12 protein-coding genes are annotated in these 20,139 nt (G+C 53.6%); all 12 read left to right on the forward strand.

The window, feature by feature from the left end; all coding sequences use genetic code 11:
* The first annotated feature begins 12 nt into the window (after positions 1-12).
* Genes ACF8MI_RS00720 through ACF8MI_RS00775 form a run of 12 tightly spaced genes read left to right on the forward strand, consistent with a single transcriptional unit; the run spans position 13 to position 20,135 of the window.
* A complete protein-coding gene (locus ACF8MI_RS00720) occupies positions 13-1,323 on the forward strand; it encodes a hypothetical protein (protein WP_223919893.1) in 1,311 nt (436 codons plus the stop codon).
* Positions 1,320-1,664, forward strand: a complete 345-nt coding sequence (locus ACF8MI_RS00725; RefSeq protein ID WP_012251128.1) for a hypothetical protein — start codon at positions 1,320-1,322, stop codon at positions 1,662-1,664. The genes ACF8MI_RS00720 and ACF8MI_RS00725 overlap by 4 nt, the downstream gene beginning before the upstream one ends.
* Positions 1,657-1,887, forward strand: a complete 231-nt coding sequence (locus ACF8MI_RS00730) for a hypothetical protein (protein WP_223919892.1) — start codon at positions 1,657-1,659, stop codon at positions 1,885-1,887. The genes ACF8MI_RS00725 and ACF8MI_RS00730 overlap by 8 nt, the downstream gene beginning before the upstream one ends.
* Positions 1,884-4,559, forward strand: a complete 2,676-nt coding sequence (locus ACF8MI_RS00735; protein WP_153425799.1) for an FtsK/SpoIIIE domain-containing protein — start codon at positions 1,884-1,886, stop codon at positions 4,557-4,559. The genes ACF8MI_RS00730 and ACF8MI_RS00735 overlap by 4 nt, the downstream gene beginning before the upstream one ends.
* Entirely contained in the window at positions 4,556-6,319 is a 1,764-nt protein-coding gene (locus ACF8MI_RS00740) for a Card1-like endonuclease domain-containing protein (RefSeq protein ID WP_392517304.1), read from the forward strand. Before ACF8MI_RS00735 ends, ACF8MI_RS00740 begins: the two co-directional genes overlap by 4 nt.
* On the forward strand, positions 6,316-6,804 hold the full coding sequence (locus ACF8MI_RS00745; protein ID WP_012206001.1) for a hypothetical protein: 489 nt from the start codon (positions 6,316-6,318) through the stop codon (positions 6,802-6,804). Before ACF8MI_RS00740 ends, ACF8MI_RS00745 begins: the two co-directional genes overlap by 4 nt.
* Positions 6,801-7,517, forward strand: a complete 717-nt coding sequence (locus tag ACF8MI_RS00750; RefSeq protein WP_012206000.1) for a PP2C family serine/threonine-protein phosphatase — start codon at positions 6,801-6,803, stop codon at positions 7,515-7,517. The genes ACF8MI_RS00745 and ACF8MI_RS00750 overlap by 4 nt, the downstream gene beginning before the upstream one ends.
* On the forward strand, positions 7,510-8,853 hold the full coding sequence (locus tag ACF8MI_RS00755; protein ID WP_012205999.1) for a serine/threonine protein kinase: 1,344 nt from the start codon (positions 7,510-7,512) through the stop codon (positions 8,851-8,853). The genes ACF8MI_RS00750 and ACF8MI_RS00755 overlap by 8 nt, the downstream gene beginning before the upstream one ends.
* Complete coding sequence (locus ACF8MI_RS00760; RefSeq protein WP_012251131.1) at positions 8,850-12,230, forward strand: DEAD/DEAH box helicase; 3,381 nt, start codon at positions 8,850-8,852, stop codon at positions 12,228-12,230. Before ACF8MI_RS00755 ends, ACF8MI_RS00760 begins: the two co-directional genes overlap by 4 nt.
* Entirely contained in the window at positions 12,224-14,164 is a 1,941-nt protein-coding gene (locus ACF8MI_RS00765) for a hypothetical protein (protein WP_392517305.1), read from the forward strand. Before ACF8MI_RS00760 ends, ACF8MI_RS00765 begins: the two co-directional genes overlap by 7 nt.
* 2 nt (positions 14,165-14,166) lie before the next feature.
* Positions 14,167-16,803 (forward strand): chromosome segregation ATPase, encoded by a 2,637-nt coding sequence (locus ACF8MI_RS00770; protein ID WP_008265595.1) that lies wholly within the window; start codon positions 14,167-14,169, stop codon positions 16,801-16,803.
* A complete protein-coding gene (locus ACF8MI_RS00775) occupies positions 16,800-20,135 on the forward strand; it encodes a cold shock domain-containing protein (RefSeq protein ID WP_012205995.1) in 3,336 nt (1,111 codons plus the stop codon). The genes ACF8MI_RS00770 and ACF8MI_RS00775 overlap by 4 nt, the downstream gene beginning before the upstream one ends.
* Positions 20,136-20,139 lie beyond the last annotated feature (4 nt).

Consider the following 20,139-nt stretch of genomic DNA (forward strand, 5'->3'; position numbering starts at 1 on the left):
AGCGAGGTCGCAATGGCACAAGTTTCAATTGGGCAAGTGGAGAATTTGGAAGACCTCGTGCGCGATCTGCAGTCAGTGCGCGAGGCGCTAGAGGCCGCATGCCGCGAACAAATTGCTGTTGCGGAGCAGAAATGCGCAGAGGCTCGTGAAGAAGCGCAGAACAGCGCAAGCATGTTGGAAAGCGCCATCCAGCAGGAGCAAGCCGCCACGCAAAATGTTGACGGCGCTGAGCAAGCGCTCGATAGCAGTCAGAGCTCGCTTTCTTCCGCCGAGTCTGCGCTATCTGCTTGCCTTGCTCAGCCGCACGATGACGATGGACGTTGCCCGGACTGCTCCGGCGAGGACTCTGCCGTGGCTGAAGCAGAAGCCGCTGTTGAGCAGGCTCAGAGCATGCTGGAGCAAGCAAGAGCAGAGCTTGAGGTGGCGAAAGGAGATCGCATATCCATGGAGCAGCGCGTGGATCTTGCGAATCAGGCCGAGGCGATGGCGGAACATACCCTGGAGCAGACCCTACAAGCATGCAATGCGCACTTGGCAACTGTCGATCAGGCGATTGAAGCTGGCACTGCACGCTTGATATCCGCGCAACAAGCACTGGATGCTTATCTCGCGACAAACCCGTCCGCTGCGCAATTCCATGCTTGGTTGAAATGGGATCCAACCAAAGATGGCCGTCCCGTGACGCCAGATATATTGCGAGACCGCATGAACCTATCGTCAGAGCAGAGACGATTGCTTCAGGAATATCTTTACGACCGTGATCCAGCGTATCGCAAGCAGGTCGATAAATTTCGTAACCAATGGGTAGCCGCCAAGGGTGATGCAGAGCGAAACATCGTCGCACGTAAGGCACGGATACACCTGAGTGGTGAATTCGGCGAACAGATAGTTCGGCACGCACTTGCGCCACTTGGCGGCCGGATCGAGACGCAAGGGCGAACCTTTGTGGGCGACAACGGACGCTACACAAAAACAGATTTGATAGTCACTGACTTGCGGGTTCCGGTCATTCTGGGGCGTGGTGAGGGCATGGGGGCTCCGGTGGGCGGCTCGATGGCATTCGAAGTGAAATGCGGCAAGGCGGAATACCTCTATTCGCAGAAAGATCACATGATTTTTCAGGCCGAAGGGCACAAGCAAGCCGATGCGCAGTGCACTCTTTGCTCGCGAGACATCCACGATTTGCCAGAAGAAAAACAGAAAGAACTGCGCGATGCCTTGCGCGAAGCTGGCTCACCAATGGTGGGAATGTTGCCAAGGAAAAATGAAATAGATCAGTCCTGTCTTGATTTCATCCGCCAAAACGAGGAGGAGCAACCATGAAAATACGTTTCGCAATTATTAGCCATGACCTTCTCGCACAAGTCCGGGCTGAAGTTGATGTCCTCCTGCATGCAGTCAATGTCGGAGATATGGATGGCGTGGATGCGTCCACCGCACGCCTCTTGGAGCTGACAGTTGATTGCAGATCGATTGAGTTGTCCGAGGAAGAGTGGCGCGCATTTCTAAGCGAAATCAGGGCCAAGAACCCTGAGTTCGAGTCGAGCTACTTGTTGCCTGGGACTATTTGCGCGCCCCTGTTTCCAAACCTCTCGGTAGCTGACGACTATGTTCTCGAACTTCCAATCGATGGTGATATGGAAGAGGAGGAAGCTAATGTTTGATGAGGCCTTTGGAATGGCTGCGATGTGTACTGGAAAATTTCGCGAGGGAGTGCGTGATACGTTCGGCGCATCCATTGTTGCCGATGTACTTGATCCGATTCTCAAGGAAGTCGATTCACTCCGCATTCTCAATGCTGCTTTCAAGCAGCAAGCGTTCGCCATTGATCGAACCTTGAATGATGCGCGCGAGCTGCAGTTCAAAGACAGTGGGTGGAATCAATGAGTCGAAGCGCGAAGGATATTCAGAGCGTAATTTCCAAGCTACACAAGGCAATTGCGGACTATCAAGAAGGTTGTGCGCGCATCGACCGCGAATTCGATACCACTAAAAAAGCATTAAACGAAGATCAGGAGCGCAATCGGAGCATAAGGAAGTCGAATTGGCAGGCAGGCTTTGCCAAAGAGTGGGAAAGAAATGCAACTGCTATAGCGAACGCAAGTTCGCAGCTTAGACAACATCAGCCTGCCTTCGTGGATTTTGTCGTAGACAAGCCATTGATGGCATCGGAAATTCCAGCAGGTCTTGTGCTTGGCTCGGAGCAAGTCTCTTTTGAGAAGCTCTCTTGTCATGCCTCAAAAGTCATCTCATTTCCCTTCTCCAGCGCTCTTATTTTTCCACAAGGCGATGCAGAGCAGAAACACCTCGTGCATTGTCTCTTGTTACGGTTGCTGCAGGCTTTGCCAGTAGGTCAAATAGAGTTGACACTGATTGACCCCCTGCAGCAGGGGCAATCGGTCGAGCCATTCCTGCCATTGCTGAAGGTTGAGCAATTGGTGCCGCAAGGTCATGTTCTTACTCGTTCGGACGAAATCGAAGCCGCGCTCGGCAAGCTGACGGACGAAATCGAGGAGTTGATCCAGCAGCGGTTCAATGACAAGGCATCCAACTGGTCACAATACAACGCAGTTCAACCCGATGCCCCGTTGCCTTACAAGGTAGTACTGCTCTTTGATGTGCCAGAGCAAATATCGGAAAAATCTCTTTGGTTCCTTGGACGCATTTGCGAAAACGGTCCACGCTGCGGTGTGCTGCCCATCATTGCAATTGATGAGCAGCGCATGGAAGACCGGCGATATGAAAAGCTCAACGCCACGCTGAAAAACTCAACCACGCAACTGAATGATCTGTTGCAACGCGCTGGGGCTGGCGAGCTGTCATTCACATACCAGCCGGAGCAATGGCCGCGACAGGATGTGCTGGATGGCTTTCTCGCAAAGCTCGTTGAAGATTGTGCTGCCAAGACGCGCTTCAAGAAAACGATGCCTGATCTCTGGACGAGCTTCGGCAAGGGGGAGACGACTCTTGGTGGCTTTGATATTCCCATTGGCTGGACGACCGCAGGCGACTTCGCGACCCTGAGACTGGGCGCGACGGACTCCGAGCATCATGTACTGCTTGCGGGGAAGACAGGCTCGGGAAAATCCAATCTGCTCCATGTTTTGATTCACACGTTATGCGAGAAATATCCGACCGAGGAGCTTGATCTTTATCTACTGGATTACAAGGAATCGACTGAGTTCAATATTTACGCAACGCCCCCAGTCCCACAGGCCCGCCTTGTCGCTACGGAAAGTGACCCTGAATATGGCGTCACTGTATTAAGGCATCTTGTGGATGAACTGGAAACGCGTGCACGCATATTCAAGTCAAAAAATGTCAACGATTTCAGCGAATACCGTAAATCAAGCGGGGTACGGTTGCCCCGCGTTCTGCTAGTCATAGATGAGTTCCAAATTCTGTTCTCAGAAAGTCGCCAGGTGGCAGAAGCTGCTGAGCAGCTGCTGTCGAAGCTCTTGAAACAGGGGCGCTCGTTCGGTATTCACATCCTCCTGGCTACTCAGACTTTGAAAGGCATCAACGCACAGTCAATCGGAAGCATCATCACCCAGTTGGGATGCCGTATTGCACTGGCTTGTGGGCAGGAAGACTCCGCAATGATCCTCGGGGGCGGGAATTGGGCAGCCGCAGAGCTGCGCAGCCCACCTGAAGGCATCATCAACAATGCTAATGGTGCCAAATCCGGCAATGTGAAGTTCATGATTCCATTCGCCGGAGAAAGTGAGCATCGACGTGATTTGTTGACGAAGTTGATAGCGCGTACATCTCTTTCTGGGGTGGCTGAAAAAACCAAAATCTTCAGCGGTGCATTCCTTCCGCAGATACCGTCTCCCTTTGAATATCAGACAGCTTGTGCGCATGAAGAAGCTCTTCTTTTGGGCGAAAACCTCGCATTCGATTCAAAACCGTTGACGGTACCACTTCCTCGTCGATCCGCGTTCAATGTTCTATTCAGCGGCTACAATGACCACATTCACGATGGACTCCTGTCCGCTACGCTTTTTAGTCTGACTTTCGTCGATGGCTTTGATGAAATCGTGTACTTCAACGCGCGCGGGGTCCCCCCAGGAGGAGGATTCTCAGCCGCAGCGCAGATGCTCGGTGCACGCCTCAAGATATTCGACGATATATCCGAGCTACCACTTCAAGCGATATCAGACGATATTGGGAATCGCCGCGTAGCATTGATTATCGATGGCCTGGATTCCGAGAAAGCACTACAGCCAGCCCCAGCGTTTAGATCGCTCAAGCCTGGCGAACCACCTACCCCGGCTGACTTGTTAAAGCGTCTCGCCGAGGACGGCCCAAGAAAGGGGACGTTTGTATTTATTTTTGTTGACCGTTGGCAGCGCTGTGCCAGTGCCAGCAAAGACCTTTTCTCCTTTTTCGAATTGCGCGTGGCGTACTGCATGAACGAAGACGATGCCGGATCGCTTGTGAGTGGCGGTGTTGGTAAGTTCAAAGGTATTGAAAAACCGAGCCGAGCTGTATTCGTAAACAAAATGACGAATGACATCACATGGTTCCGGCCATATGTTCAGGAAAGCACTCAATGAAGAGGTTTCTGCTCACGTGGTATGGAATCACCGATTTTCGCGCGTCTCTGGGGTTTGAGAATACCGACGGCCCTATTGCGAGCGCCCTTGCGGGTGCGTCCTACTCGGACATCATTATCCTGGGTTACACCCGGACGGATAATGATGCCTGCGAATTGATCGAGGCGCAGAAGACGTTCACGCTTGAATTGGCGTCAATACGAAGCATGGGGCAAGAGAAAGACTGGAAGCTTACTAATCAGTTTGTCTCCAGGTTCGCTAATACCTCTGTCGCACATGAACATTTTGAAGCCTGGCTGAAAAAGAAAACCGCCGCCCTGGGCTGCAACGCAAGGATCCGTTTAAATAGCGAGAAACTTTACCAGCTCAACGACACCGAAGGTATTTACGCTAGTGCAATGCGGGCGCTGGATGGGGTTGAACAGGAGCCAGGTGAAAAGCTCGTCACGCTCTATCTCAGCCCAGGAACTCCGGTGATGGCCTTTGTCTGGGCGCTCGCGGCGCTGAGCTACCCTGAACTCAAAAAAAGACTCATAGCATCGTCCATCATTGGCAAAGCACCCGAAGTCATAGCGTTGCCTGCCGAGTGGCTTGAGCGACACAGCTCAAAACAGGCTGCGATCCGAGGCATCTCCAACGGGTTCGATGTGACATTCCATCTTTTTGGTGAGCAACGGATGCCTGCCTTGTTGAGCATCCGGCAATTTGAGTCGGCGCATCACATTTTTGTCAACTCAAAAGACTTCCCTGCTGCATGTATGCGAACCTTTATTGGCTCTCGGGACCTGCATGAACTTACCGTTGACCCCTGGGATGATCGCGCTGTTCACGAACAAATCACCAAGCTGGCAAAGCAATTTCCAGAAAAAACACAAATTGGAATCAATTTAACTGGCGGCACAAAACTGATGTTTGCTGGCGCGCTCTCTGCTGCGCGTCAACTGGGCGCTGTTCCGTTTTATTTTGATAGCAAGAATCGTCACGTCACATTCATTGACAGTGTTCGGCGCGAAAAAATCAGGCAGATTGATTCAATCGAAACATTTTTGCGCCTGAATAGCGACGGATTGGAGATTGCAGGCAGTTCCTTTATGAAGGATATATCGCCAAGTCGCCAACTTCTGACCAAGGCTCTTTGGTTGCATCGTGACAAGGTGCGTAGATTTTATAGAGAACTTACCGACTATAACAATGCATTCAGGCCATTCGAGATTTGTCGTGACGGCTTCAATTTCAAGCTGGATGACATGGAGGCAGTATCCGTCCAGGGCTACGGATTGGATCTGAGATTTGAGAAATGGCCTGATTTCGCCAAATACCTATCTGGCGGCTGGTTCGAGGAGTTTGTTTATTTGCAGTGCAAACCCTACGAGGATGCTGGCGTCATTCAAGACTTGCGCATCAATGTCAAGCTGAACTTGAATTTAGAAGAGTCAAAAGGCTATTCGAGCTTCGGTGTTGAATACAACGAGCTGGACATCACATTCACCGACGGTTATTCGCTTTATATCGTGGAATGCAAGGCGGGCAATGTAACGCAAGAGCAGATTATGAAGCTGCAGAACCTTGTGCGCTTCTACGGAGGAATTGAAGGTCGCGGTATCGTTGCCTGCTGTGTTCCCCCAAATACTGAGTCGGCCAAGAAAAAAATAAAAGATGCCAGACTGATGCTTTGGAGTGGTGCATCACTTTCTGAGCAGATAACGGCAATGATGAACAGCATCACTGAGCGGGCTGAAGCGAGTGAGGCAACGCCATGATGCTCCATTTGGTTTGCGACATCTCCGGCAGCATGAGTGAAGGAGGCAAGCCCTTCATCCTGCGAACCTTGGCCACGACCGTGGCGCAATGGGTGCGGCAAGGGTATGGAAAGGCGGAAATCCGCCTTTGTGCTTGGAGCAGCGAGGCACGCAGCATCCCGGACTGGAGCGTCACGGACGATCTCCCGGTCGAAATGCTGGTTTGCCATGGAAGCACCAATGGCCAGGCGCTGGTTCAACTGCTGGGTAACGAGCCGGATGGAAAGGTTCTGATCCTCACGGATGGATTCTGGACAAGAGACGACGTGAAGACCCTGAGCCGCTGGCAGGAAGGTCTACCGCCGGACACGCTGCGCGTCATCCAAATCGGCGCGGATGCCAACCCACATCTTTCCAAGGGGCTCAAAGGCGCAAAGGTGTTTGCCGCAGAAGAAGTGCTCGCCGTACTCGATAACTGGCTGCAGGCGGATGAGGAATGGGCATGACGCTTTGGAAAAGTTTTGGGGCAAGCGTTCGCGGCCCGAGCCATATCGCCGAAGGTTTGCCAAATCAGGATGCATGGGCGAAGTTTCACCATGTTTGGGGTGATGGCATCGTCGTGTCCGACGGAGTTGGCTCCAAGCCCTTCTCCAGCTTCGGCAGCCATGCTGCCTGTCTCGCCGTCGAGTTCGCAGCCCGGGCTTGTTGCACCGGTGGTGAAATCGAACACAACGCGCTGTTTAGCAACATCCAAGCTAACTGGCTGAGGCTTGTCGCTCCGCTGGAACCTCGCGATTGCGCGGCCACCTGTCTCTTCGCACTACACCTGGATGGCGTAATCCACCTAGGGATGCTTGGCGACGGACTTGCCGCTATTGCCAAGTCCGATGGATCAGTGGTTTCGCTGTCGGAAAACAAGACGCAAGGCTTCTCCAATATCACTACTGCGCTGTCCTCCAAGGTCTCCGCCAAAGACTGGCAGTATTTGTCGCTGCCGGGGGAGCAGTGCATCGCAGTATTGCTCTGCACCGATGGGGTGGCTGACGATTTGGATAACGCTGACGGGTTTGTGAGCAGTTTCGCCGAAACGCATCGAACCCTCGCACCGGTAAGTGCCAACCGGCGCATCCACGAGATGCTCGAAAACTGGCCCACGCCCAAGCACAGCGACGATAAAACCCTCGCCTGCCTGTGCAGTGAGGAGGTTGCAGATGAGTAACGCCGAACACCAGGCTCTGAAGCCACTTGTGGATGAATACAACAATGTTCATCAGATGGCCGATGAGCTTGCGCGCGGTGGACAAGGCGTGGTCTATCGCACCAAGGATGCGGATTTGGCCGTCAAGCAGCCGCTGGACGCTGCCGGCCAGCCGGACAAAAACGCCAATCTGCGCGAGCGCTTCCAGCACGTCCGCCTGTTGCCCATACCACGGCGCATCCCCGTTTCCCTGCCACTCGCCATCCTGCGCGACGAGCCGGGCTATGTGATGCGTCTGTTGAACGGCATGAAGCCCTTCGCCAGTTTCGATTTGGACGGCAGAAGCAAAAAGAAGCTGGAAGATCAAAGCCAAGCCTTGCCCCAATGGCTGACGAAGATTCCTGACAAGGACCTGGCGCTGCGACTACTGCATTACGCACAAACTGGCTCCACCCGCCGCCGTTCGCTCGCGCTTGCCAAGTGCGCTGCCATCCTCGCCCGCCTGCACAGCGCTGGACTGGTCTATGGCGACATTTCCACCAACAACGCTTTCATTGGCGAAGACGACACCACCGATGTCTGGCTCATAGATGCCGACAATATGCGCCTGGAGTTACCCAGCGGCGGTGTGTCCGTCTATACGCCGGGCTACGGTGCACCGGAGGTAGTGCAGGGCCGTGACCAATCCCGCCCGCGAACCGACTGCTGGGCTTTCGCTGTGATGACATTCAAGCTACTGGCGCTTTGCCACCCTTTCATTGGCAAGAAAGTACTGGAGCCCGAAGATGAAGAAGACGGCTGGGATGCCGACCCTGCGCCCAATGGCACTGCCACCGATCTGAACGAACAGGCATTCGCTGGTTTCTTGCCTTTCGTGGATGACGAAGATGACGATTCCAACGAAGGAGTTGGAGGCCTGCCCCGTGTATTAGTCGCAACAGAAGGATTACGCCGCCTGTTTCAGGAAACTTTCGGTGCAGGACGTGAACTGCCGCACCGCCGCCCGACAATGGCGTTCTGGACATTGGAGCTTGCGAGGGCGGCGGATCAGTCGCTGGATTGCCTCGAATGTGGCATGAGCCATTTCGCCGATGAATACGCGCAATGCCCGTATTGTGGCGCGGCGCGCCCGGCTTTCATTCGCGTCAAAACGCCACGTTGGGAAATCCTGATTCCTGGTGGTGCCACGGAGTTCAGATTGCCGCAGCGGCTTTTTCACCCGTTTTCATTCGAGTATTTCGATAACACAGCATACGAAGCCATGCTGAACTGCGCGGCCAAAACCGCAGTCCCCGTGCGGGGCACGCTGCCTTTCCCGGACAACCTCACCTTTGAGTTCGTGGAGGGCTGCAAATGAAGTTTCAGGACATTCCTGTCAACATCATAACTGTCCGCATCAAGCGGTCTGACAATGTCGAAGCCCTGCAAGAGCAGCCAGTATTCTCGGTAGAGGCCAGCCTATCCCGCGCAGATGAATTTGAAATCCGCCTGAGAGACGCGGTTGTTTTCGTTCGCCCCGTCGCGGCTGTTGACATCCGCCGCCTCAACGCTGAACTTGCCAGTGGGCGTTCCCTGCTTGCACAACTTGAAAACCCTGCCGCCGATGGCAGCATCGAGCTGAAGATCGGTTTTTTCACCGGCGTCTGCCTGGAAATGGGCGATGTTGAAATCGGTGTGGATGAGTATGTGCAAGAAAAGATGCGGACGAAGGGTGAGGCACTTTACAAGAGGCTGGGCGAACTTTGCTGCTTCCAACAGGGAAACGACGCATTTTTCTTCCTGACTGCTGGCCCGGCGATTGATGAAGAACTGAAACCTGTCGGCGAGGACACGCCACGCGATGCAGCTGCGGAGCCGACCCGAATAAACGCTTTCTGTGTTACTGGCGAAGGTATCCGCTTCATTGCCACCGAAAAAGCAATGCCAGGCGGCCAAACTATCTACATCGCCACCCGTCTAACCAAGCCAAAGAAGGAACCTGACCGCACCTTACGCCTGGCCAAAGGTCGGCTGCGTTTTGTGGACTGGACACAGGCGGGACAAGTGCAAATTCTTGCCAAAGCGCAAATGACAGCACTCACTCAGGACGATGGAAGCTATCTGAAAAAGTGGGACGAGTTTGGTGAGGTTGAAGGTGAACTGCTGCTCAAGCAAGCACGCGAAGTGGGTGCTTTGCAATTCACGGAGATGGTGCCGAAACGGGATGGAACTGTCGGAGTTCGTATTGCGCAGGCATCAGATTCTGCGTGGGGCGCACTGAGACAAGGCGCAGTACCTGAAGTTGAACTGGTGGACGAGTTGCCGGACTACTTGCAGGATGAAAACCTGAGCTTCACGGATTTTGCGAGAGGGATCGAAAAAAAGGAGGGGGAACACAGCAAGCTCGGTGAAAAACGCGAGCTGCGCGAGAAAAATACCTATTTCAGTGTCGCAGAGTTTGACGAGGAAACTCGCGTACTCACGCTTAAAGCCGAGGCTCTACCCAAGGAATTCGGCACGCTCATCCTGTCGCTGGCGGGCGAATCTGCTCAGATCAAGCGCCGCATGGCCGCCCGTCAAGCCATTCTGGAAGGCCGTGCCGCCAACCCCCAGCTTGGGCTGTTGATTGAGGCGCAGGGGCGAATCACACAGATCCGGCCATCGCAAAAAGTTCAACCGCTCACGGCCTTCGTTCGCAACAAGGTCTTTCGCAATCCGCCCACCGTCATGCAGGAAAAGGCCATCGAGGCCGCCCTAAAAACGCCAGATATAGCGTTGATCCAAGGCCCGCCCGGTACCGGCAAGACCACCGTCATCGCTGCCATTCTGGAGCGCCTGAACGAGATGGCCGACAAGCGCGGCGCGAGCATCAAAGGCCAAATTCTGTTGACAGGCTTTCAGCACGATGCGGTGGAAAACATGATCGAGCGGCTCTCGCTCAATAGCCTGCCCGTGCCGAAATTCGGCAAACGGTCTGGCGCGACGGAAGACGATCTCAGCACCTTCGAGCGCAATCTTGAGGATTGGTGTTCAAAGTTGGCCGCCGAACTACGTGAACGAAACCCACAGATTGCCGAAGTTGAGCAGGAACGGGAAATAAAAAACCTGTGCCTGCAATATGTCCAAGCCCCGTCACGCGTGCTGGCCGCCAGCCTTGCTAGGAAAATCGCAGCGCTCGGCAGTGTAATTCTTGGCGAAGACGGCGCTCGACGGTCGACGAATTTGGCGAAAAAGCTCGCGCACGAGGAAAACCTCAACGATGGCTCCACCCAATGGCTTGATGCAGCGCGCCGTCTGCGCGTTCGCCATGAAAGCTTTTCTGACGACGGGCCAGAAAGGGCGATGGACGCACTGGATGACCTGCGTGATGTGCTTGAAGAAGACGAACGCAAACTGCTGGACAAAGCCAGTCTGTGGCGCAATGAAGATGGCCCAGCGCCATTTTTGGACAACCTGGTCGCGTTGAAAAAGAGGCTCCTCGCCCGGTTCACCGCTCCACCGATTCTTCGCGTGGAAAAGCAGAACGACGCAGTGCTTGCATTGGCAGAATTCGCCATACAACGCATCAAAAACGCCGAGTATTCGGCTAAGGATAAAAAATCTGCTGCGCTGGCCGAGTTTCTAGCCGAACTGGAAGGCAACCCCTATGGCATGGTAGATGCCCTGTCCGAATACAGTTTTGCCTTTGCCGCCACCAGCCAGCAGAGCGTCAATCGTGCAATGCAAAAACGCAAAGGGCTTGTCGGGCGCGATGTCAATCAAAACCAGAAAGGCATGGAATACGAATATGTCATCGTGGACGAAGCCGCCCGTGTCTCGCCTCGTGATTTGATGGTGGCTATGGCGCAAGGCAAGCGCATTATTCTGGTCGGCGACCATCGACAATTGCCGCACATCATTGACGAAGAGGTGGCTCGCCAGATGGAGGAAGGCGAAACGGGTGAGGACGAAAATGACTGGCTAAAAAAATCCATGTTTCAGTATTTGTTCTCCGAGCGTTTAAAAACACTGGACAAGAACTTCCCAATTATCGACAGCACCACTGGCCGCGTTACACCACGTTGCATCACGCTGGACAAGCAATACCGCATGCATCCGCTGCTGGGCAGCTTTATCAGTAGAAATTTCTATGAACGCTTCGACCCGGAGGAGCAATTTGGCTCCGGGCGACCAGCAAGCGATTTCGCCCATGATCTGCCAGGCACGAACGGCAAGTCTGCCGTTTGGATGGATGTACCAGCACAAAGAGGAAAACATCAAAAGGACGGAACCAGTTGGACGCGCCCCGCAGAAGTCACTGTCATCGCTCGCCAGTTACAGGCGTGGATGAGTTCGGATGCAGGGAAAGATCTCTCCTTCGGTGTTATTTCATTTTATAAGGCGCAGGCCGACAGCATCAGGGAACAACTCAAAAGGAAATTCGGCGGGATCGTGAACGATGACAAGCAACTGCGTGTTGGAACGGTGGACTCTTTCCAAGGCATGGAATTCGATGTCGTCTTCCTCTCAATGGTGCGAACCTTGCCGCAAAACTGGCAGCCAAAGGATGATGACCGCGACAAACAAGCTAGAGCGCTGTTTGGCCATCTCTGTCTTTACAACCGTCTGAATGTCGCCATGAGCCGTCAGAAGAAGCTGCTGGTGGTCGTTGGAGATACGGGGTTGCTGCAAAGTGAACTCGCGAAGGAGTTCGTGCCTGGACTGGTGGATTTCCTTCAGATATGCCGCGAGCAAGGGGTGATGCTGCCATGTTGAGGCTCCTTGATTACGGCAAACCTGCCCCCTTCGGTGAGACCATCGGTAGGCCGCGCCACCTTGCGTGGCCGCTGAACGCATACCGCGTGACCTTGCCCAGAGTTCTTGACGATGGCAATGGCTTGAACGCATTTGAGCGTGTCATCCTGAAACTACTCGACGCTGCCGGTCGTATGGATGCCGATGCGCTGGCGGCTGAAACCCGCATCCCACTCGATTTGGTCAAGAGCGTTCTGCTTCGTTTGCAAGACAAGGACTTGATTGACGAACACAATGCCGTCATTGAGCGGGAGCGTGAAGATGAGCGCGCGCCGGTGTTTGTCACTGCGCTGGTCTTTCGCGAACTCGCCACCGGGAGAATTCTGCCTTTTCTGCATCGGCTGGACGACACAAACCCCATGCGGAAAAAGGAATGCGAGGACAAAGACTTCCGGGTAATCCGCTGGGATGGTGACCGCAGAAAAGCGATACCAGCGCCGCGTGATGTAATCAGAACTTTGCGCGCCATGAAAAAGCGTTCGTCTGCGTTCGGCCAGGACAGCAAGATGCCCGCAGTCCAACAGATCACGATAGTCGCCGAGCCCGAGCTGCTTCACCTTGACTGCCCTATCGCCATCCAGAAAAGCGATGGCGAGTTCCGTATAGCTGACCCGTTCGGCAACGGTTTCTCCTTGATTCTCGAAAATGCGTTCGAGAAACTTTTGGAGCAGGATGAAAGCCTCAGCAAGTGGCTGCATGGTTGGAAACAGTCATTAAGCACTCCTCGTCCAGAAAAGCAGGATGCCACGCCAAAAGAGCCGTTCGACAACGATGCCAACCGGCAACGCTACCCGAAGCTCGTCGCCAATTTGCGCCCCTTGCGGAATAGCCCGTTCCGCTCCATCGCCCAAATCCATGCCGCAATCGAATGGGCGCTGTTCTATACCTGCTGCCGCAGACCGGTTGATTCCGTTATTGCAAGGCTGAAATTCACTACGCAAGACCAACACGCAGCCCTGCTTGAGCAGGCCGCGAAAGCCCTCTGTCTTGAGCAGCCGCCGATTGGCTTCAGGCCGATTCGGGAAGGTAAGCTGCGGGAATTTGAGGACGGCGGCGCGTTCCAAGAGACGGTTCTTGCCATAGCTTTGCTTCAAGCGCAAGACGACGCTTTGCATCCCTTGCGCCGTGTTGCGGCCGCGTATTCAGACCTCATCACTCGCCTGTTCGCTATCAACGCCAAACGCAACGAGAAGGGCCACGGCAAGGGCGGCGCAGACGCACCGCAGCAGGCACTAACTGACGATTCGTTCATGCGCGAAGTCGTTCATGCGCTTGTGCCAGGCATCGTGTTTACCGACACGCCTCCTACCGCGCCGGACAAGGACGAGCAGGGTGATGCACTGCTGGATGCCCGCACTAGCATTCAGGAGGAGTTCGGCCACCAGTTGTTCAACCGCCTGGGCGCAAACTTGCAAGACCGGCTGGTTCACGCGGAACGTTTTTTCCAGTCTTGCCATGACGGGGATGACGCTTTGGCCTATGTCCGCGACCTTTATGCCGCAATCCAGTCATCATTTGAGAGAGCTTTGACAGGCAGGCTGCCGTCCGATACCAGTGACGCGCAGCTCAAAGACACGGCTGAACGCAAGGCTGTTGAGGCTGGTTTCTGCGAAGGCTTGTCGGAGAGCCTGCGAACCGTCAAAACATCGGCTGTGCGCCAGGCATTGCAAGGCGGCAGCCAAACGCTCGGGGCTTGCGTTCTTGCATGGCTGCTGGTGAGCGATGCTGATGAACTTGCCGCAATTCATGACACGCAGCCGTCCTTGATCGGCGATATGGCAAACCTTATCGCTCGGCGTGGGCATGGCAACGAGCCGCTGCCATTGCCCAAAGAGAACATCGCACAGCTTCGCAAAGCTGCTTTCACAACTATCAGAACACTTATGGAATCTTGAAAATGAACAGCCCCGTCCAACCCGACACCGAAGCCCAGCGGCTTGCCGATTTGAACGCGCGTGAGAGCTGGATAAACACCAAGGAAAGCGAAATCGCCAGCCGTGAAACCGCCGTGGCTACACGTGAAAGGGATGCGACTGCAGAGCGTCAAGTCATCGAGCAAGACAAGGCCAAGCTGGCGCAGCGCGAGCAGGCCGTCACGCAGGCTGAGCAAAAGTGTGATGCAGGTTTTGCCGATGAACGAGCCGCGCTGAATGATGAGCTGCGTGAAAAGCGCGCCCAGGGCGAAAGAGCAATTGCCGAGATGCGAGAGAAAAACCTTTCAGCGTTGGAGGTTGAAATTTCCGAGCTGAAAGCAAAGCGACTGGGTGCGGTTGCCCATGCCGAAAACGCCGAACGGGAGCGCATTCGGACAGAAATCGCCCAAGAGCGCGATGCATGGACAAAACAACAGGGTGACGCTCGAAAGCAGTTGAATGCAGAGCGCACGGAATTTGAGAAACAAAAAGGCGCACTCTCCGCCTTGCAAAGCGAAGTCGAAGGAAGACAGGCAGAGCTTGAGACTTCAGAGCGGACACTCGAACGCAAAGAACAACGGCTGGAACAGCAGAACCAGAGGCGCAGCGAGCAACTGGACGATGAGGTTGAGAGGCGTGTTGAGGATCGCCGAAAATCGCTAGAGGCTGCTCTGCAATCTGCCAAAGAGGAAAACATTCGACTGCGCGAGGCGTTTAAAACTCAAGACGAACTTCTCGGCGCGTTCGAACAGTTAAAGTTGCAACTTGGTGGCAAAGACCCTGCTGAAATTCTGCGTGCGCTGAACAGCCAGGCCGACGAACTCAAACGCCTACGAGAGGAGCTTGCTACCCGACCTACTGAGGAAATGCGCGAGCGGTATCAAGCCCTTGAATCAGAAGCCAAAAATCAGAAAACACGGGCAGACCAGTTAGAACGGCAACTTTCCACCAATGAGGCTGCGGTCGCTGAAATTGGCGAGCTGCGCCGTCAAGGCTCGGAGCTCAACGCCGAAAACAAATCTCTGGCGCAAAGGGCATCCATCTTCGAGGGAGCAGCCAACGAAGCGCAAGCCGAACTCAAGCGTTTGCGTGCAGCTTATGAGCGCCCTGCTGAAGTTACCGCTCGCTACAAAGAAATTGAGATGCCGCACATCAGTGTGGATAAGGTCAAGCAGCCGGTGCAGCACGAGATCGATGAGCTAACTTGGCTCACTGGGATTGGTAATGCTTGCGATACATACGGACTACATTTCAATCCACGTATTTTGAAAGCTTTTCATACAGCTCTCAAAACAGCGGAATGGTCGCCGCTCACTGTCCTGGCAGGGGTTTCCGGAACCGGAAAATCCGAACTGCCGCGCCTCTACTCGCACTTTGGCGGAATTTATTTCGAGCCGCTGTCTGTCCAGCCTAATTGGGATTCGCAGGAATCCATGCTGGGCTTTTTCAATTCCATAGACAATAAATTCGATGCACAGCCGGTGCTGCGTTTTCTCGCGCAAAGTCAGATATCAGGCCGCGAACAATATGAACAGCGCATTAGACGTTGGCAGAGTATGTCGCCAGATCAGCAAATAGCACTTGACCCTGAGAAGGACAAAGAGCTGATTGAAGCGTTGAAACAAGCAGATTATCCAGGATTGCAGGACGCAGTGTGTCTTGTTCTGCTTGATGAGATGAATCTGGCACACCCTGAGCTTTATTTTGCAGAGTTTTTGAGCAAGCTAGAACTGCGGCGTGGCAGAAAGGGTGATGATGTTCCGTTCATACCGGTGAAAATTGGCGCCGGCATGGAACCCTATAAGCTTCCCCTCGGTCGTAATGTACTCTGGACAGGGACGATGAACCAGGACGAAACCACCAAGTCCCTTTCGGACAAGGTGCTTGACCGTTCCATCATCATCAACTTTCCGCGCCCGACGGAACTCAAACGCCGCCTGAAGCTTGCTCCACTTGATGACAAAAATCGAGGCCCGGCGCTACACAAAACGTCGTGGCAGAGTTGGCTAGCACAGGGCAGCAACTTCTCCGACGATCAAGTCAGCCCGTTCAAAAAATTCATTGAAGCAATCAATGCTTCTTTAGCGGTTACAGGCCGTGCCCTCGGTCACCGCGTTTGGCAATCCATTGAATACTACATGGCCAATTACCCGGATGTCCGTGCTGCACGCGATAAAGATGCGCTTGCCAGAGCTATGCATGTCGCCTTCGAGGATCAACTCGTGCAGAAGGTCATGCCCAAATTGCGGGGTATTGATACACGCGGCAAGAGCAAGACAGAGTGCCTGGACAGGATTCGTGGACAACTCGTTACAGGAATCGGCAGTAACTCATTCAATCTGACAGAGGATTTCGACCTTGCCTGTGATCTTGGCTATGGTCAGTTTATTTGGCAGTCGGCAAATTACCTAAACGTCGGTGACACGGAAACCAATGATAGATCCACGGCCAGTCGAGACTCGGACAATGCTGAATTGCCACACTCCCTTTTTATGAAAGATGAACCAGATTCAGACAAGCGTCATAAAATGTGGAACTTAAAGACACCAGAGCAACGAGATGAGCTGCGCGTGAAACTTGAAGAAAATGCCAGAGCAGGAAGGATTCACGCCAAGCAATGAGTATTACTCTGGAAAAAATCTATACCGACTTCCGTGCCAAAGAAAAACTTGCCAAAAAACTGCTTGAGCAAATGAATTGGTTTGGTTCAATCACGGATTTCGATCCTAAGACCGGCGCGGCTCTGCCGAAATCCTTGTCAGGGTTCCTCGCCAAAGTCGCACAGCCAGAAGCGAGTGAGATAACCCGTGACCGCCTTTGGCGCATAACGGAACACTGCCGCGCTTCTGTCGAGCGATTATTTCATTCTCTCAACGAAAGTCCTCGCCGCGAACACGCTCTACTGCCTGTTCATGCTGTGCGTGAACTGGATGCCAACAGTTTTATTAAGCTGAGTAATCGTCCGGGTCGTACCATTCGGGAAAAACTGGCAGGTAACCCCTACATACAGGCTGTGCGTCGTTTTCAATCCGTCGACCTGCCGGAAAATCGCTTGCTGAAAGCCTTTGCCATTCGCCTTGCGGAAATGCTTGATTTACGCGGTGATTGTCTCGGTCAAGAGGATGAGCTTCTATCAAAAATCTACTTATGGTTGCGTTCTGATGAGGCGCAAGCCATCGGCAATTGGGAAAATCTGCCACCTAACAACACGCTACTAGCACACCGAGATTACCGTCACGTGTGGGATGCATGGCGCTGGCTGCAAACCCTCGATGAGGACATCACCAGCGACCTTTCTCAACTGGATGTCCGCGAGAAAACCATGCGCCTTTGGCAGCAATGCGCGCAAATGTGGCTTGATGGAAAGCATCTTTTTGCTGAGATACCGTTACTATTCGATTATGAAAAGTTTGAGATTCTTCCGTGGACTTCCAAGCCACCTTTGTTCAAGGAAGTGAAGTACAAGATGCCCCGGCATTTGCGACAAAGCGCGAGTGCCGAACCAATTTGTGTTGATATCACAGCCCTGCATCCCCGCTATGCCAGTGGTGACGGAAAAGGAGCGCAGTCGCTGGCGGCCCCCTTTCTTTGGCAGAGGTGGCAGCGCGAAAATGAAACCGTTGACATCGAACTCTTTGGTTCCGATGCCGTTTGGCTGAATCCCGATGCGACCACCATTTCTGCGCCAGATCTGTTTTTCGCCAAAGACAACGCCACTGAGCTTTTTGACCCCGCCGCCCGCGCGTTCACTACTCGGCTACGCGAAGAGTTCAAGAACGATACACTCATCTGGCTTGCGCCTGACTTTCTCAACGATTTCGAGCTTGAAGTCATCCGTCGCAACCTCAACGCGCGTTTCCCGAATGCCGAGCCGTTGCCGCGAAGTGTGGCGGCCGTGTTCGCTCAAGCTGACCCGGCCAAAATCACGGGCGAGGGTTACGCCATCATCGTCGTTGATTCCATTGGCGGCAAGACGACCGCCACCAAGCTCATCGCCAAGCGCGACAAAGACCTGGCGAAACGTCTTCCCATCACCAAAGGCTTTTATTGGGAGCGTTGCCCGCCGGTTGTTATCCCTGGCGAGGAAGCAGAAAGGCTAGGTGGCAGCGGCTACGACATCATCACGCTGGATGCCAACGGGCGGTGGCACGATGCGATCCGCCCGGCAAAGCCCCCATTCATTGAGGCAGCACACCTGAAGCGTATTCCAAACATCGGGAATTTCGCGTTCTGCATCAATTTGATGGAAAGCCCCGTTATGGGCGGAATCCATCTACATGCTTTACAACAACAGGTGGCTGATATTCCACTTTGGCGCGACCAGATTCCTGAGCTTTCAGTCAAAGTGATGAAGGATGGACATCAGCAACGATTCCACCTGGTTTTGCGCGGAACGACAGTCAAACCCATTCGGGGTAAACCCGTCACCATCCCGGTTGATGAATTCTTCACACTGCCCGCTGGCAGGCCGCATTACTCGTTTCCGCTCTATGTCGGCGATAAGGGTGACGACTTCGGTTTCTCTGCTCGTCTCGATTCACCCGCCTTCCCATTGGAAAACAAGGTTGACTGCGAGTTGAACCTGACCTTTGAATACGGCGCGGATGATCCCTATAAACTCGTCTTCACACCGCGCGACAAATCTTTCCCACCCATCCGCGCTACCTGGCGACGCACGGAAGAAATTACCGATGCCCCTGCGCCGGAATATCCGCAGCCAATGACTTGGGCGGAGTTGCAGCGGTTTCCGAAGCAAGACAGTAATAAAACCTCTGATCTGTTGGACTGGGTGGAAAGGGCAATTGAACAGCTTGACCGTGATTTTTACATCCGCCCCAAACAGAGGACGACTGGCACGGTAAACAGAAAGTGGCTGACCGACAAAATAGGCGGGCAGTTTACCTTTGCTACATGTAAATCCACCGATGAGTCTGTATTCATTCATCAGAACAGTTTTGTTCATGAACTGAGCTACGCCGACTTCACTGAGGGGGCAGAAATTTCATTCGAGCTTCAGGAGCGCGATGGGAAATTCTCTGGCTGGAAAGTGGCAGGGCCGAGATACAAAGATGAAGTGCGTCTGAAAAACTTTGACGAAGAATCAGCAAAAAATCTGGTTGCCAGTATACGCAAGAGACTTTACTTTCCTGTCATTCAGGTTTGGCGCGATGGGCGCTCGACTGGAGACCGTGAATGTCCGAAAGGGTTTGCCGACGCAATGAAGGCCAGAGGAGAACACCTCGTTGCCCTGCTGAACGAGAGTGGCATTCCTGAGCAAGTAAAGAATGAAATTCGATTTCTAATGGCCTGTATGCACAAGGATGCGCCTGAAAATTGCGTTCAGTGGATAACCGGGCAGGTTGAGGGTCAGAAAATTCGTGACCTGCGAGCCGTCGGCTTCGCGCTTGGTGATGTTTCGCAGCAATGGCAGAAAGATTTGCTATCCCAGCTCGTTGCGAATCCGTCAAATGATGCGCTCAGTATTTTGGCCTATGCCATCTGGCGAGAGCAGCAGTTTGTTGAGAAATTCAGCCTCGCCAACTTGCAGTCCATTCTGAATGCTCTGAACATCATGCTCAACATCAAGCAATATCCGCCCCGGAAAGACGAGTGGACTGCTCGCAACTGGATTCGCGCCACGACAGAACCGCTTGAACTTCTGCTCGGCCTGCTTCGCACCCGTGCATCATCCACCCCCGAAATCAAGATTCTCCTTCAGCCGCATCAAAAAATCACCAAGGAATTGGCCAAGAAAATCGAGCGAGTGACAGAAATTGTCACACTGTCCAACATCAAGCTCTTCTCCCGTGTGAAAATCAACATCCAGAAACCCTCAGGCGACCGCACCCCCGATCTGCTCTACGCGCTGCGCCTGTACCTCACTGGTGACGATGGTGCGAACGCTATTCACATATCTAGTGTTTCTGATGGAAATACTGATGAGACCATTTAATTTT

Origin of the sequence: Pseudomonas sp. yb_9 (genome assembly GCF_043103635.1) — a bacterium.
Classification (GTDB): Bacteria; Pseudomonadota; Gammaproteobacteria; order Pseudomonadales; family Pseudomonadaceae; genus Aquipseudomonas; species Aquipseudomonas monteilii.

Excerpts from the sequence above, each read along its gene's own strand:
- ACF8MI_RS00765 (WP_392517305.1), top strand. The coding sequence starts at position 12,224 with ATGTTGAGGCTCCTTGATTACGGCAAACCTGCCCCCTTCGGTGAGACC.
- ACF8MI_RS00720 (WP_223919893.1), top strand. The coding sequence starts at position 13 with ATGGCACAAGTTTCAATTGGGCAAGTGGAGAATTTGGAAGACCTCGTG.
- ACF8MI_RS00745 (WP_012206001.1), top strand. The coding sequence starts at position 6,316 with ATGATGCTCCATTTGGTTTGCGACATCTCCGGCAGCATGAGTGAAGGA.
- ACF8MI_RS00775 (WP_012205995.1), top strand. The coding sequence starts at position 16,800 with ATGAGTATTACTCTGGAAAAAATCTATACCGACTTCCGTGCCAAAGAA.
- ACF8MI_RS00750 (WP_012206000.1), top strand. The coding sequence starts at position 6,801 with ATGACGCTTTGGAAAAGTTTTGGGGCAAGCGTTCGCGGCCCGAGCCAT.
- ACF8MI_RS00735 (WP_153425799.1), top strand. The coding sequence starts at position 1,884 with ATGAGTCGAAGCGCGAAGGATATTCAGAGCGTAATTTCCAAGCTACAC.
- ACF8MI_RS00770 (WP_008265595.1), top strand. The coding sequence starts at position 14,167 with ATGAACAGCCCCGTCCAACCCGACACCGAAGCCCAGCGGCTTGCCGAT.
- ACF8MI_RS00755 (WP_012205999.1), top strand. The coding sequence starts at position 7,510 with ATGAGTAACGCCGAACACCAGGCTCTGAAGCCACTTGTGGATGAATAC.
- ACF8MI_RS00725 (WP_012251128.1), top strand. The coding sequence starts at position 1,320 with ATGAAAATACGTTTCGCAATTATTAGCCATGACCTTCTCGCACAAGTC.
- ACF8MI_RS00760 (WP_012251131.1), top strand. The coding sequence starts at position 8,850 with ATGAAGTTTCAGGACATTCCTGTCAACATCATAACTGTCCGCATCAAG.
- ACF8MI_RS00730 (WP_223919892.1), top strand. The coding sequence starts at position 1,657 with ATGTTTGATGAGGCCTTTGGAATGGCTGCGATGTGTACTGGAAAATTT.
- ACF8MI_RS00740 (WP_392517304.1), top strand. The coding sequence starts at position 4,556 with ATGAAGAGGTTTCTGCTCACGTGGTATGGAATCACCGATTTTCGCGCG.